This window comes from Pseudoalteromonas sp. APC 3495 (genome assembly GCF_030407645.1).
Lineage (GTDB): Bacteria > Pseudomonadota > Gammaproteobacteria > Enterobacterales > Alteromonadaceae > Pseudoalteromonas > Pseudoalteromonas tetraodonis.
Genome location: NZ_JASDDA010000006.1, coordinates 12,906 through 27,976 on the forward strand (window position 1 = coordinate 12,906; position 15,071 = coordinate 27,976).

General features: G+C 40.1%; 10 protein-coding genes. 1 reads left to right on the forward strand and 9 read right to left on the reverse strand.

Annotated elements, in window-relative coordinates:
* Positions 1-67: 67 nt before the first annotated feature.
* From QL984_RS03710 to QL984_RS03740, 7 genes are read right to left on the reverse strand one after another with little or no spacing between them, the layout of a single operon-like run.
* Positions 68-1,600 (reverse strand): glycogen/starch synthase, encoded by a 1,533-nt coding sequence (locus QL984_RS03710; protein WP_024600881.1) that lies wholly within the window; start codon positions 1,598-1,600, stop codon positions 68-70.
* Positions 1,601-1,658: 58 nt separating this feature from the next.
* Complete coding sequence (glgC, locus tag QL984_RS03715) at positions 1,659-2,933, reverse strand: glucose-1-phosphate adenylyltransferase (RefSeq protein WP_013463240.1); 1,275 nt, start codon at positions 2,931-2,933, stop codon at positions 1,659-1,661.
* Positions 2,934-2,953: 20 nt separating this feature from the next.
* Positions 2,954-5,479: a glycogen/starch/alpha-glucan phosphorylase gene (locus QL984_RS03720; RefSeq protein ID WP_036954834.1), complete on the reverse strand. Its 2,526-nt coding sequence runs from the start codon at positions 5,477-5,479 to the stop codon at positions 2,954-2,956.
* The gene (gene glgX, locus QL984_RS03725) at positions 5,472-7,535 is read right to left on the reverse strand and encodes a glycogen debranching protein GlgX (protein WP_051894360.1); all 2,064 of its coding nucleotides are present in this window, start codon (positions 7,533-7,535) and stop codon (positions 5,472-5,474) included. The genes QL984_RS03720 and glgX overlap by 8 nt, the downstream gene beginning before the upstream one ends.
* A complete protein-coding gene (gene glgB, locus QL984_RS03730; RefSeq protein WP_058155994.1) occupies positions 7,528-9,750 on the reverse strand; it encodes a 1,4-alpha-glucan branching protein GlgB in 2,223 nt (740 codons plus the stop codon). Before glgB ends, glgX begins: the two co-directional genes overlap by 8 nt.
* Positions 9,751-11,739, reverse strand: coding sequence for a 4-alpha-glucanotransferase (gene malQ / locus QL984_RS03735; protein ID WP_128583283.1), 1,989 nt, complete (start codon positions 11,737-11,739; stop codon positions 9,751-9,753).
* A 9-nt stretch (positions 11,740-11,748) separates the two neighbouring features.
* Positions 11,749-12,051 carry an isoamylase early set domain-containing protein gene (locus QL984_RS03740; protein ID WP_013463235.1) on the reverse strand — a complete coding sequence of 101 codons (303 nt, stop codon included), beginning with the start codon at positions 12,049-12,051 and terminating at the stop codon, positions 11,749-11,751.
* Positions 12,052-12,435: 384 nt separating this feature from the next.
* Here QL984_RS03740 and QL984_RS03745 point away from each other — a divergent pair, with 384 nt between their 5' ends.
* A complete protein-coding gene (locus tag QL984_RS03745) occupies positions 12,436-13,359 on the forward strand; it encodes a hypothetical protein (protein ID WP_058155990.1) in 924 nt (307 codons plus the stop codon).
* Position 13,360: 1 nt separating this feature from the next.
* On the opposite strand, the gene QL984_RS03750 is transcribed toward QL984_RS03745, so the two are convergent.
* Together QL984_RS03750 and QL984_RS03755 are read right to left on the reverse strand one after the other, a co-directional pair.
* Entirely contained in the window at positions 13,361-14,386 is a 1,026-nt protein-coding gene (locus QL984_RS03750) for a GGDEF domain-containing protein (RefSeq protein WP_013463232.1), read from the reverse strand.
* 149 nt (positions 14,387-14,535) lie between these two features.
* Positions 14,536-14,910: a hypothetical protein gene (locus tag QL984_RS03755; protein ID WP_024600887.1), complete on the reverse strand. Its 375-nt coding sequence runs from the start codon at positions 14,908-14,910 to the stop codon at positions 14,536-14,538.
* Positions 14,911-15,071 lie beyond the last annotated feature (161 nt).

Here is a 15,071-nt window from a genome sequence, read left to right on the forward strand (position 1 = left end):
TATTTCCACCAGACTAAGTAATTAAAGCGTAAATAAGAACGGATGTCACTGAACTTTATAAAATTTTTTAATATAAGTATGTTATATAATCAGTTACCACACTATCCCAACTAAATCGTGCATCAGCAGCTCGCCTTTTTATTGCTTGCCATTGCTTAGGGTTTGTTTGATATAGGCTAAGTGCCTCAGTTAAACTCTGCAAGAGTGCATCAGCTTGTGTACTTAGCGTATCGCCGTTAAAACAAAATCCACTGACATTATGCTCTACGGTATCTTTTAAACCTCCGACACTGTGCACTAAGCAAGGTTGGCCGGCTCGCATTGCGAGCATCTGGCTAATCCCACAGGGCTCAAAAGAACTCGGCATTAAAAATAAATCACCTAATTGATACATTAAATCGCCAACATCTTGCCCATAGCCTTTTAAAAACAAAAAGTTGTTATTACGTGCCATGGCGCAGGTAAAAAGGTGTTCAAGTTTACTATCGCCTGAGCCCAGCACAAGTAAACGCCCCTTAAATTGATTAATGATCTGACACACTGAATCAATAGTCAGGTCTTTGCTTTGTTGCTGGCAAAGTAACAATACTTTTTGCTCAGTGAGCCGCCCTACACTTGTTACAAGTGGCCCTTGCTTATCACACGCCATAAATTGTAAAACACGCTGATGGGCGATGTAGTGGCTGCTGTGTAATTGCGCGCTTTTTGCCATCCAACTAAACAAAGTCGATTCTATTTGCTCTAATAGCTGACTATAGGTTGCTTCATGTTCGTCTTGAATTGCGTAATCACAGCCGTTGAGTATGCCAATTAATTTGCCTTGCTCAGCCGCTTGTTGTAAATCTCGTTCAAGTCCTTCGCCACCAAAGAATCCGTGGGCGTCATTACTTGCTATTTGCACTTCTTGGCTATAACTCGGTGAAACCACATGTACTTTGTCGGCTAAATTAATGGCACTGCGCATAGGGTTAAAGCAATGCGGATAACGAGGGTCACATAATCGTTGCCCGTCGTAACTTAACGAGGGAAACCATGCTTCTAAGCTTGAATCATCCCCTTTAAAAGGACGAATTCCCTGCAAAGCTAAATTGTGCACCGTATATACCAAGCGCAGCTTAGCAAGCTTGCCATAACGAGGATTAAATTTAAGTAACACGGCCACACAGGCACTGTGCCAATCATGCAAATGTAAAGTGTTGGGTTGTGTTAATACGCCCTGTATCAGGGCTTCACAAATAGCGGCATTAAACAGTGCAAACTTGGTTGCATCGGTAGCAAATGGTCTATTATCGTTGTCGTTACAATACACACTCAATGATTGACTAAAAAGAGGATGACTTATAACTATTTGCCTCACCCCTTTTTGATTCTGTGTAATTTCAAACAAAGATAAAACGTGTGTCTCTGACTTAAATGCCACACTCACTTCACCAATAAAACAGCGCTCACCTAGTTCAAAACCATAATCAGGAATAACCACATCTACCGTCAGCCCCTGCGCCACTAACGCCTTTGGTACATCACGAATAACATCAGCAACACCACCAACTTTGGCATTAGGTAACGCATCATTCTCTGCAGCAACCATTAATACATGCATTAATTTACTCTTATAGTTTGCTGCAAGGCTTTCGCCTTGCTCTTTTAATTATTATTTATTAACGATGTGACTTATTGTCTAACTTCATCAGCATATCGCGGGTGACCAATACAATCCCTTTTTTTGATACCCGAAATCCATTGGCTTCATCGGTTTTACGATCAAAACCAATCTCTAATCCAGGTGGGATCTCACAGCTTCTATCTATAATTGCTCGCTTAATTTTACACCCTCGATTTACAATAGCACCGGGTAAAATGACCGACTCCTCAATGGTACAATATGAACGAATATGTACATTAGAAAATAATAATGATTTTCTCACTAAAGAGCCGGAAACAATACACCCACCCGACACCGTTGAGTCAACCGCCATCCCTCGGCGATCATCATCATCAAAAATAAATTTGGCAGGAGGAAGTTGCTCTTGGTAAGTCCAAATTGGCCAAGTAGGATCGTACAAATCCAGTTGAGGCTCTGGCATAACCAGTTCCATATTTGCTTCCCAAAACGAATCTAGAGTTCCCACATCGCGCCAATAGGGTTGTCCTACCTGTGCGGGATCTCTAAACGGGTAGGCAAACACATTATGCTCTTCAATAATAGCCGGAATTATATCATGGCCAAAATCACGCCCTGAGCCCTCTGTTTGCGCATCTTTTTGTAGCTGCTCAAATAAAAACTCAGTATTAAATACATAATTTCCCATTGATGCTAAACAGGTGCCTGGTTTACCAGGCACTGAGCTGGGCTCGGCAGGTTTTTCGTCAAACCGACGTACACGACTTTCTTCATCAACCGTCATCACACCAAAGGTACCCGCAGCTTCTTCAACCGGTACTTCTAAACAGCATACCGTCATGTCGGCGCCATTTTCTACATGCTTTGCCAACAGCCCGCCATAATCCATACGATACACATGGTCGCCAGATAAAATCATTACATATTTAGGTAACTCATGGCGAATAATATCCATATTTTGAAATACCGCATCGGCAGTACCGCAATACCATTCATCACCATGGCGCTGTGACGCAGGTAATATTTCAACTGACTCACCTAATTCCTTTTTAAAATGCCCCCACGCTCGATTTACATGGCGAATCAGTGAGTGTGATTTATATTGCGTTGCAATTCCGACACGTCTTACACCTGAGTTAATGCAATTTGATAGTGGAAAATCAATAATACGATGTTTACCACCAAAATAAACGGCGGGTTTAGCACGCCAGTCGGTTAGCTCATGCAAGCGAGAACCGCGACCTCCGGCAAGAATTAAAGCGTAGGTTTCTCTTGTTAAATTACTTATATAACGATTTGCATAACTGGGCATATTACTCTCTCCGTTTAGTGTCAGCTATTAGTGTCAGTGTTTGTTTTTACTGTTTGGTGTGTGGTATCTAGTGGAGTTAAATGCCATATATCATCACAATATTGACTAATTGTTCTGTCACTAGAAAATGAGCCACTGGCGGCAGTATTTAAAATACTCATTTGAGTCCAGTAGGTTTGATCTGCATAGGCTTTATCAACATCACGTTGCGCAGCTATATAGCTGGCAAAGTCATGGGCGGTTAACCAAGGATCGTTGTTACTTTTAATGCCATTAATCACATCGTCAAATAAGCCAGGTTCAAATAGATTGAAATGGCCACTTTCGAGTAAGTGCATCACACTATTCAAATCAGGGTTATTCGCAATTATTTCACTGGGGTTATAATGTGCTTTTATGTCGTCAATCTGCTCAGCTTGTGCGCCAAATAAGAAGAAGTTCTCAGCCCCAACAGCGTCACGTATTTCGATATTAGCGCCATCTAGGGTGCCTATTGTTAGCGCGCCATTCATCATAAACTTCATGTTGCCGGTACCTGAGGCCTCTTTGCCTGCGGTTGATACTTGCTCCGATAAGTCCGTTGCAGGGCAAATGGTTTCCATGGCGGTGACATTATAATTAGGTAAAAACGCGACTCTTAGAAAAGCAGATACCTGTGGGTCTTTATTGATCACCTCAGCAACATTATTAATGAGTTTAATGATTTTTTTAGCCATCATGTAACCCGGTGCTGCTTTACCACCTAATAAAACGCAACGAGGCACCATGCCTTGTGTGTCGCCACGGCGTATGCGGTCATATAAATGAATAACGTGTAAAATGTTAAGTAACTGGCGCTTATATTCGTGAATACGTTTTACCTGCACATCAAATAGCATATTGATATCAAACTCTACGCCACATCTTTGTTTTACTAAATCAACGAAGCGTTGTTTGTTTTGCTGTTTTGCTTGATGCCACTTTATATGAAACTGCGGGTCATCGTAGTAACGACGTAATTGGCCAATTTGTGCAAAATCACCTATCCAGTCTTTGCCTATTTTTTCGCTAATGATCTGGCTTAAACTCGGATTGCAGTATGCAAGCCAGCGCCGTGGAGTAACACCATTGGTTTTGTTGTTAAATTTATCAGGCCATAGCGCGTAAAAATCTTTAAACAAACCCGCGGTTAATAACTGCGTATGTAGCGCTGCCACACCATTGACAGAGTAACTGCCGACAATGGCTAAAAAGGCCATACGTATTTGCGGCTCGCCCCCTTCTTCAATTAATGATAAATCCCGTTGTTTTTGCACATCACCTGGCCAATGCATGGCCACCTCGGCTAAAAAGCGGGCATTAATTTCATAAATAATCTCTAAAATACGCGGTAATAATTTAGCAAATAACGATACCGACCACTTCTCTAATGCCTCTGGTAGTAAGGTATGATTTGTGTAAGCCATGGTTTTGGTGGTGATATTCCATGCCTGATCCCAATCCAGTTCATGGTCATCAACTAAAATTCGCATCAGCTCGGCAACCGCAATACTTGGGTGGGTATCGTTAAGCTGAAACACATGATGCTGAGCAAATTCAGTAAAATCATTACCGTATTGTTCAATCCATTGTGTAAGTACATCTTGAATACTTGCCGATGATAAAAAGTATTGTTGACGTAATCTCAGCTCTTTACCATTTTCACTGCTGTCGTTAGGGTACAACACCATGGTTATTTGCTCAGCGAGATTTTTTTGTGCTACTGCTTCAGAATAACTTCCGGCATTAAATTCTGTTAAATTAAATTCGTCCGTTGCTTCAGACTTCCAAAGTCTAAGGGTATTAACAATATTATTTTTATAGCCCGGAATAGGTACATCATAAGGCACTGCTAATACATCTTGAGAACTGATCCATTGGCGATGCTCACGGCCAAATTTATCGGTGTAGCTTTGTACATAACCAGAAAACTTAACCCGTTTAGCTTGCTCCGGTGCGCTTAATTCCCAAGGATGACCTTCTCGTAACCAGTTATCTGGTTGCTCAACCTGATTACCCTCTTTTATTGACTGATTAAACATGCCATATTCATAACGAATACCGTAACCGACTACTGGCAGCGCTAAACTGGCACAGCTATCTAAAAAACAGGCCGCTAGTCGCCCTAAGCCGCCATTGCCTAAACCGGCATCATGCTCAGCTTGTTCAACACTTTCAAGCTCAGTACAGTAAGCTTGCAGTGCCTTTGTAACTTGTGATTCTAAATCTAGATTTAATACTGCATTACCCAGCGCTCTGCCCATTAAAAACTCTAACGATAAATAGGCTGTTTTACGGCGTTTTTGTTGTTTTATTTGTTGATTGGTTTCCCTGCAGCGTGCCACTAACCGGTCTCTGATCGTCAGTGCTAATGCATGATACAAATACAGCTGTGACTCGCCCACCACATCACGCCCTAAGGTGTAATAAAAGTGTCGTGTTAAATCATCACTTAAAGTACTTTCGTCTATCACTGGGCCTGCTTGCCAGCCTTTTACTACACACACTTGCTCGTCTTGCTTAGTCATAATCATCGCCTTCTAAATTGGCACTAAAAACCCAACTACTTTGTGCTGAAATATTCACGGTTGCATCTTCTTGAATAACAGATGATGCGTTATTTACACTTGATAATACTAACGTCCATGGCGCGATAATGGGCGATTGTGGTAATTGGCAGACCACAGGCAGTTTACTAGCATTAAGAATAATTAATAACGCATGCTTATTTTGCTTATCAAGTAAGCTATACATTAAAAATTGCCGTGTATCTTCATGCCAATGTGTTTCATCCATTTTTTTACCTTGCTCGGTAAACCACTTAACGGTGAAGCGCTCATCAATATCATCCAAAAACACACTGTGTTTAAATGCACTGTGACCACGCCTGATTTTTAGCGCATCATCAATAAACTGAATCAATGAATGATTCAGTTGTGAGTCTTTCCAGGCAAGCCAGCTGGTGCGATTATTTTGACAATAAGCGTTATTATTACCGCCTTGCGAGTGCGCCATCTCACTGCCAGCGGCTATCATTGGCACGCCTTTGGAGAGTAATAAGGTGAGTAGAAAGTTTTTTTGTTGTTGTAAGCGCAAACTCATTACTTCTGGGTCGCTGGTATATCCCTCAACCCCGCAGTTAAACGAATAATTAGCGCTATGGCCATCCTGGTTGTTTTCACCATTGGCCTGGTTATGTTTTTGCTCATAACTGACTAAGTCGGCTAACGTAAACCCATCATGGCTGGTAATAAAGTTAATGCTATTTAGCGGGCCTCGGTTACTGTGTTCAAAAATATCAAACGAGCCATGTAAACGCTTTGCCACATCACTAATAATGCCTTTTTCACTTTGCCAAAAGCGTTTAATCACATCACGATATTGATCGTTCCACTCTCGCCAAGGTGAAGGAAATGCACCAAGCTGATAACCACCAGGGCCTATATCCCACGGCTCACTGATCAGTTTAACTTTATTTAACACAGGATCTTGGGCAATTGCTTGTAAAAAGGTGTGAGACGCACTAAAGCCCGTATTTGAACGCGCTAAAATGGTGGCTAAATCAAATCGAAAGCCATCAACGCCCATAACTTCAACCCAGTAACGTAAGCTGTCGAGTACCAATTGTAAGGTTTTAGGGTGATCGATATTTAACGTATTGCCACACCCTGTATCATTAATATAAACATTGGGTTGCCGCTCAATGGTGCGATAATATGTCAGGTTGTCGAGCCCTCGCAGAGATAAAATAGGGCCATCATTTCCTCCCTCTGCGGTGTGGTTGTATACCACATCCAAAATAACTTCAATATTGGCGCGATGTAACTCACTCACCATTTGTTTAAATTCGTTTATATCGTCATTAACCAAATAGTCTTTATGAGGAGTAAAAAAATTAAGACTATTATAGCCCCAGTAATTTTGCAGTCCTTTAGCGGTTAAAAACTGTTCGCTTATAAAAGCATGCACAGGCAAAAGCTCAATAGCCGTTACCCCTAAACTTTTTAAATGCTCAATAAAACTGGGATGACTCAAACCTAAAAATGTCCCTTGTAGCGCTTTAGGGATATCAGGATGGCGACAGGTAGCACCTTTAACATGGCACTCATAAATAACGGTATTGGCCCAACTATGCTGTGGCTTATTATTTGAATAAGCAACCGGCGCAGTCACTTTTGATTTAGGCATATCTATCGCATTATTAACCACGCTTTTAGTGCCAATGGGCATTTGCCCGTAATGACGTTCGCTCCAAGTAAATTCGTTAAACAAGTCTTTTGCATACGGATCAATCAGTAATTTATGCTCATTAAATAACATGCCTTTTTCTGGGATGTATTCGCCATCAACCCTAAAGCCATACAATGCGCCTGTGCTTAATGGGGCTATATGAATGCTCCATACGCCGCCTTCATTAATATTCATGGCTATTTTTAATATTTCTGTATGACCACTTTTATCAAATAAGCACACAAAAGCTTGGCTTGCATTAGGGGCATACAAGGCAAAGTTGACGCCTTGGTTTTGTACACTCGAACCCAGTGGCAAAGGCGCACCCTGAGTAACCTCAAAGCAATTACTCATCATTCACCTTTTCTAAGTAAAGTGTGGTTAAGCCACCAATATTAACTGTAATACTGTGATCAAACCCATGACTTGGCTGAACGACTGAATGGATAAGCTGGTTTTTATCCTCTGTGACACGATAACCTGAGCCAAAAAAGCAAACTTCATCGGTATTTAATACCACTTTATATGTGCCCTTCGCTGGCACACCTAAGGTGTAGTGTTGATAAGCCGTTGGTGTAAAGTTAGCGACAATAACCATAAACTGGTCAGCATTTTTAGCATAACGAATAAAGCTAAACATACTCTGCTGGCTGTTATTATTATCTATCCATGAAAAGCCCGTTGCACAGCTATCGAGCTCATATAAAGATGGATGCGCTTGATACACTTGATTAAGACGTTTAACCGTATGCTGAATCCCTTGATGGCTTTGATGCTCAAGCAAGTGCCAGTCTAGTGAATGGTCATGATCCCACTCTTTACGCTGTGCTATTTCGGCGCCCATAAACAGTAATTTTTTGCCTGGATGTGCCCACATAAACGCATAATAAGCACGTAAGTTTGCAAACTGCTGCCAATCGTCACCGGGCATTTTGTTTAGTAGTGATCCCTTGCCATGCACCACTTCATCATGACTTAGCGGTAAAATATAATTTTCACTAAATGCATACACCATAGAAAATGTCATTTTATGATGGTGATATTTTCTAAATAACGGATCTTGCTGCATATAATCTAAGCTGTCATTCATCCAGCCCATATTCCATTTATAACCAAAACCTAAGCCATTGTGTTCAACACTTTGCGTGACCCCAGGCCAAGCCGTTGACTCCTCGGCAACCATCATAATGCCGGGGTTATTTTTATAACTGCGTAAGTTCACTTGTTTTAGGCACTCTATTGCCCCTAAGTTTTCTCGACCGCCATAACAATTAGCTACCCACTGTCCTTCTTTACGACTGTAATCAAGGTAAAGCATTGACGCCACCGCATCTACACGCAGTCCGTCTATGCCAAATTGGCTAAGCCAATACATCGCATTAGAAATTAAAAAGCTTTTTACTTCAGGGCGGTCATAATTATAAATATAAGTGTTCCAATCAGGATGAAACCCTTGGCGCATATCAGCGTGTTCGTATAAATGGGTGCCATCAAAGCAATGTAAGCCATGTGGGTCGCTTGGAAAGTGCCCAGGAACCCAATCAAGTAATATGCCTATGTTAGCTTTATGACATTGCTCAACTAAGTATTTAAAGCTGTTGTAATCACCAAAGCGGCTCGTAGGTGCAAACAGCCCTACTGGCTGATAACCCCAAGAGCCATCAAACGGGTATTCACTGATCGGCATAAGTTGTAAATGCGTGAACCCCATTTCAATCACGTAGCCTACAAGCTTATCTGCAAGCTCGGTGTAGCTTAAGTAACGGTTATGCTCAGCGCGTTGCCAAGAGCCTAAGTGCACTTCATAAATACTAATAGCGGCATCAATATGATTACGCTTTTGGCGATTTATAATCGCTTGTTCACTTAGCAAAATAGGCGCTGGTTTGTACTGTAATATACTGGCAGTGCCCGGTGCTTGCTGCATTTTAAATGCAAAAGGATCGGCTTTATCTAAAACTTCGCCACTGAGCGTAGTAATAGCAAATTTGTAGCACATGTCTGCACTTAAACCCGGGATAAATAATTCCCATACCCCACTTGCCGGATGAAATCGCATAAAATGGCGATTCGCTTGCCAAAAATTAAACTCACCAATAACCGATACACTGGCGGCATTAGGCGCCCACACACAAAAACGAACACCATCTACCCCTTGTTGTGTAGTAAATTGCGCACCTAGGTGAGTATAAGCATGCTCAAGGCTACCTTCGTTAAACAAGTACATAGCCTGTTCATCCAATGTACTGCTGAAGCTGTATTCATCATAAAATGTAACATCGCTATTTTCATAACTAACCTGGCATTGGTAAACACTGCTAGGCATGCTTGATAACTCAGCGATAAATAAATCACTGTGTTTATAGCGTAACGTGCTAATAACTTGACCATCAATTAACAGTTCGACGCGTAATGCCGCTGGCAAATAGACGCGTATTTCAGTGCCACTTTGGGTGTTGTGCGCGCCTAAAAAACTAAACGGGTCTTTAAATCGCCCTGCAGTTAATGCGTTTACCTGTGCGTCATAATCAACTAATTGCGTTGATACCCTATTTTTAGTACTGCCCATTTACGCATTCCTTATTGAATGTATTGCAGCCAAAAGAGCAGCATTATCTTTAAAAATATCGTCGCATGTATGTGTGAGTACCCGTCGCCAATTAGGATACTCTTTATCGGTGCCAGGAATATTGACTGGGTAGTGTTGCTTGTCTAAATCATCAAGCTGTAATGCAAATAAACGAGACGGCGATTTAGCTAAACATACAGCCAAAGCGCTATAAACATCAAAAGCATCCGTGTTAAGTGAAAAGGAAGTGTTTTGTGGATTTAAAAAGCGTAATAACCGGTGTTGCTCTTGCTCTCGCTGCTGAACTAACTGCTGATACTCATCAGTATCAATCAGCCCATACTGCTGTTTAATTTTTAAATCGCTATGCTGCCACCAGCCCACAAATGGCGGTACATCATGATTGGCTATCATTAGCAGGCATTGATCGCTAAGGTCATCGCTATTTACAAATTCATCATTTTGTTGTTTTTCAAAATAAAATAAGCTGTTTGAGAAAATGCCACTATCAACCAGTGCCTCTTTTACCTCAGGTGGTACAACCCCTAAATCTTCGCCTATTACTATGGCCTGATTAAGATGAGATTCAATTTTTAAAATTGCTAATAAATGCTCAAATGGGTAGTACACATAACAGCCATCTTGGGTATTATTGTTTATGAAACACCACCACAAACGCCTAATCGCCATTACATGGTCGATTCGTAACCCGCCTACTGCATCCATATTAGCGCGTATGAGTGAACGATAAAACTGATAGTTATTGTCAGCAAGGCGCTGCGGGTTTATTGCTGGTAGCCCCCAATTTTGGCCGTTAGGTGCCCAAGGATCTGGTGGTGCACCAAGGGTTGCATCTTGACTAAATAATCCCTGCTGATATTTAAATTCAGTGCCCTCATTAGCACAGCCCACCGCTAAATCATTAATTAAACCAATCGCCATCCCTTGGGCAATACAATGCTGTTGGCATTGCGTAAGTTGGCTGTGTGCTTGCCATTGGAGGTAATATTCAAATGTGGGCTCTGTAGTTTCTAACATAGCCAGCACATCATTGTACTGTTTACAAAACGCACTAAATTCGTTTTGCCGTGCTTGACTGCCCTGTTGTTGAAAATGCTTAAAAAGCAGCTTAAAAGCAGCATATTTACACTCAGTAACCGTTTTATAATCAATAAAGGCTACATCTTGGTCGCTGTATTTACTTGAGGTATAAGCAGATAACAACTCAGTTAAATCCGGATTGTTAAAGCTGTCTGGCGATAAATTAATTGCGATATATAGCGGATTGAGTAAGGCACGATTGTTTGGGTTGTAGGGGCTGGCGCACTCAGGGTTATCTGCAAACAATAAGTGCAATGGGTTAAGTAAAATATAATCCATATTTTGCTTTGCACATAAGGTTGCCAACTCAAGTAAATCACTAAAATCGCCAATCCCGAGTCCGGCTTTATTTTTTAATGTATATAACTGAATTGATAAGCCAAAGCGTTTTTTATCCGCTATTTGGTAGGCTTGTTCAGGGGTAGACCAAATTTGTGTTTTAGCTGATTGCTCACCCATCGTTAATAACGCATCATAATAGCCGGTTGGTAAATGCGTCAGTGGTAGCGCTATTTCTATATAACGACACCCATTTACAAAGTACTCACCTAATGCTGCATACTGAGCAATGTGTTCAAATTGCAGCTTTATATTTAATGCTGCCACAGTTAATGTAATTTTGTGATGCGTATCAGCTTCATTAACACGCACCTTTAGCACATTACTAGCCTGATCTATTATGCTAACAGCAGGTGCGAGTGTTAACCATGTAGCCGCATCCAATTGATAATTTAACTGGGTTATTTGCGCCGTATCACGTGTGTCAACGCCACAGCAGTGCAAAGCAGATATACGGGTGTCTTCGCTAAATATAACGTGTTCACCCGTATACTTAGTGTATTCGTAACCAATACCATGCAAATAAAACAATTGCGATAGTGCGTCCATTCAGCGACCTTAATTAATGCGTTGTGTATTTACTATACTATTTTCTGTACCAAAATTATTAGCAATATACCCATCAGCCTGATGATCGTTATCCCACTGTTTACCATTTATTAAATAGCGAAAATGAAACTCTTTATCAACGGGAAGACGTTGCTTGCATTTAAATACGCCAAGCTTTTTGTTGTGCTTCATTGGCACCGGCTGCCAATCATTAAATTCTCCAAGTAAACAGACATCATCTGCATCTGGGTGAGAAAATTCAAAGGTTACTTCTGCTTCATTTTTTGTTTTAAAAAAGCGTTTATTCAACATAATAGGCTCCAACTAAACCATAAGGGTTATTCATCTTTGCCACAGGCCAAACAGCTTAAAAAGGCGATGTGGAATCCATTCATTCACATAAAAACAGCTTTAAAGTTAATCAAAACTTTATTTACGCATTATTACAGTGCGTTATTTATTTTACCGCACTGGTTTGGTGCAATTTTAACCATTAAAACTGATTTTTAAGTAAGCACTGCAACTGAGCAACTTTTAAACCAACTACACCATAACAGCTAATTAATTTGCTTTTGTCCTTATACACATACTTATTAATTTTTATTACTACATTAAAACTATAAAAACCTTTAGCTTAACAACATCATCAGCGATAATAACTATCTACTCAGCCAACCCGATGAACACTTAAATACAATGTTGAAAAAAAGCATCCTTATTACTTCTGTTATCGTCTTTAGCATCATTACGGCTGTTGTAGGCAGTTCAATTTATACACTATATAGTAAAAAGGTGGTCTCTGTAGACCCAAAACTAAAAGAAATTTCAGGCATTGAGTTTGATAAACATAAACGGCTTTGGGCTATTAACGACAGTGGCGACGAGCCTAAGCTTTATAGGCTCAATGACGATGGTTCAATTGCAAAAGAAGTACTCGTCACGAATGCAAAAAATATAGATTGGGAAGATATGACGCAAAATAAGTTTGGTCATTTCTTTTTAGGCGACTTTGGTAATAATAAAAATGATCGTAAATGGCTAACAATTTATAAAATAGAAAACCCTATAGATATAAAAACCAATACAACAGAAGCTGAAATTATAAAGTTTACCTACCCAGAATTAGATGGCAGCCCAATACAACCTGATCAACGTAATTATGACTTAGAAGCGTTTGTGGCTTTTGGTCGACATTTATACTTGTTTACTAAAAATCGCACAGAGCCATTCGATGGAATTACTAACGTTTACAAAGTAGGTGACCATGCAGCGAATTTTGATGCCCAGCTGATAGATTCATTTAAAACGTGCACCACCATGGAAAAGCTTTGCTGGATCACATCCGCAGCACTTAGCCCAGATAGAAAAAAGCTCGCGCTATTAGATTCAACCAGTATTTGGCTGTTTGAAAACTTTAAAGGCGATAAGTTTTTCTCTGGCGATGTATTTAAAATTGACTTAGGTATTGTAACCCAAAAAGAGGCAATCACCTTTTATGATGACAATACAATCGCCTTTACCGATGAGGAGTTTAAAGGCATTGGCGGCAATGTTTATTTTATAAAGCTCGACCAAGTAACCAAAGTGAAAGTGCAGCGAAGCCATCCTCAGCCGCAGTAGTTTAAAATAAATCTATTTCTGAGGAATTAACTTGTACACTGATTAAGTTCTCGGCAAGTAAATCTTCATAGATACAAAATTTATCTCGGCCATTATTTTTTGCATAATAAAGCGCTTTATCTGCGCTTTCTAGCACTGCAATTGGAAAATCATAAGGACTAATACGCGCTAAACCAGCACTGATCGTCATATTTTCAACAAAAGGAAACGATGTATCTCTAATGAGCTGTATAAATTCAGCCATTTTATTACTGATTGAGTCAGCATCTGTGGGCTCAAAAACAATCACGAATTCTTCCCCACCAAAACGAAAAATTAAATCTGTTGAGCGAAAAAAGTGACGCATTTTTTGCGCTAATACGAGTAACACTTCATCTCCACAGATATGACCGTATTGATCATTTATATTTTTAAAATGATCAATATCTAAAATAGCCAGCCAAGATGTTGATGCCTGCTTTTGTTGCCTTTTATCTTTATCTCGGGATGAGCCGTGCATTTTTAATACTTGTTTTTCAATTAGCTGTTTTATTTTTTTCTCAAAGGTCTGTCTATTTAACAGACCCGTTAATTTGTCTCTTTCGTTTTCATGGAGTATCACTAAATAGTTTTCAAATATGCGGCAAAAAGCATTTAGCATCACTTGAGCCGAACTATCTAAACTTTTTGAAACCACAGAAATGGCAGCAACTGTTTTTTCTTGGCGGGTAATGGGGAGCCAACGGCGTTCAATTCCATCGGCAGACTGAACAGTAATAATACAGGCAGAACGTAAACACGATAGAAGTTCATCCTCAGGCTGTGCAACAATTTGTCGTTGTACCCACTCGAATTGCTTTTCACCCGTCACTTTTAAGCAAAGACTTTGCTCAATAGTCAGTTGGCCTTGAACTTCTATATCTTTATAAACTGAGACTTCTTTACAGCCTATAAATTCTTGGATGGTCGATATCAAACTATATTCAAGAGAATCTACATCTCTATTTTTTGTTATTTTGATGACTGAATTCAGTAAATTTTCTTGCATTGTACTCCCTAAAGCAAACTGGGCGTTTGAGCATTAATAAAATTTAGCATAGACCACGCAGTGGAATATGCTAAATAAAAATTAAAGCATCAATGCTCATCCAGTTTAGGAGCCGCATTTTTAATAAATTAAGAACTGTAAGCGCTATTTTAGCTATTGGTCATGCAATTAATAAACTTCTCAGAGAGCTGTGTTATTGCCACTTTATCAGTGTACATAGGCTCGTTATTTTTTATTATAAACTCAGCACATTGTGCTTGAGATTGTTTGAATTTTTGCTTACATGAGTTTACCGATTCGCCAATTACTTCTTGGTAGATGCTTTCATCACACAAGCTATCGGCAAATTGACTCGCCCCGGTAATAATTTCATTAATGCTGACAGGAGAGGATTCTAATTTGAAGAATATATCGCTGTAAGTTTCAACCGTTATGCTCTGTGCAGGGTCAAATAAAGTCGCTTTTGCACTTAAATATGAGCCAGCTATTAATAATGCCACAGCAGCCATTGTTGTGTATTTCATAACATTTCCTTGTAAAGTCTTAGCCCAGTGGTGCCAAAAACGTCCTATTTCACTCACACCTTATTAGCCAATGCTAATAAGATTAATAACTGTATTGATGAGATTTTTTAAGTACTGGAGGATTGCAACAAATGTAGGGCAATAAGCCTATTGATTTGGTT

What these genes read in the sequence shown, in the direction of transcription:
- QL984_RS03710 (WP_024600881.1), bottom strand. Translation starts at nt 1,600, where the DNA reads ATGCATGTATTAATGGTTGCTGCAGAGAATGATGCGTTACCTAATGCC.
- glgC (WP_013463240.1), bottom strand. Translation starts at nt 2,933, where the DNA reads ATGCCCAGTTATGCAAATCGTTATATAAGTAATTTAACAAGAGAAACC.
- QL984_RS03720 (WP_036954834.1), bottom strand. Translation starts at nt 5,479, where the DNA reads ATGACTAAGCAAGACGAGCAAGTGTGTGTAGTAAAAGGCTGGCAAGCA.
- glgX (WP_051894360.1), bottom strand. Translation starts at nt 7,535, where the DNA reads ATGAGTAATTGCTTTGAGGTTACTCAGGGTGCGCCTTTGCCACTGGGT.
- glgB (WP_058155994.1), bottom strand. Translation starts at nt 9,750, where the DNA reads ATGGGCAGTACTAAAAATAGGGTATCAACGCAATTAGTTGATTATGAC.
- malQ (WP_128583283.1), bottom strand. Translation starts at nt 11,739, where the DNA reads ATGGACGCACTATCGCAATTGTTTTATTTGCATGGTATTGGTTACGAA.
- QL984_RS03740 (WP_013463235.1), bottom strand. Translation starts at nt 12,051, where the DNA reads ATGTTGAATAAACGCTTTTTTAAAACAAAAAATGAAGCAGAAGTAACC.
- QL984_RS03745 (WP_058155990.1), top strand. Translation starts at nt 12,436, where the DNA reads ATGTTGAAAAAAAGCATCCTTATTACTTCTGTTATCGTCTTTAGCATC.
- QL984_RS03750 (WP_013463232.1), bottom strand. Translation starts at nt 14,386, where the DNA reads ATGCAAGAAAATTTACTGAATTCAGTCATCAAAATAACAAAAAATAGA.
- QL984_RS03755 (WP_024600887.1), bottom strand. Translation starts at nt 14,910, where the DNA reads ATGAAATACACAACAATGGCTGCTGTGGCATTATTAATAGCTGGCTCA.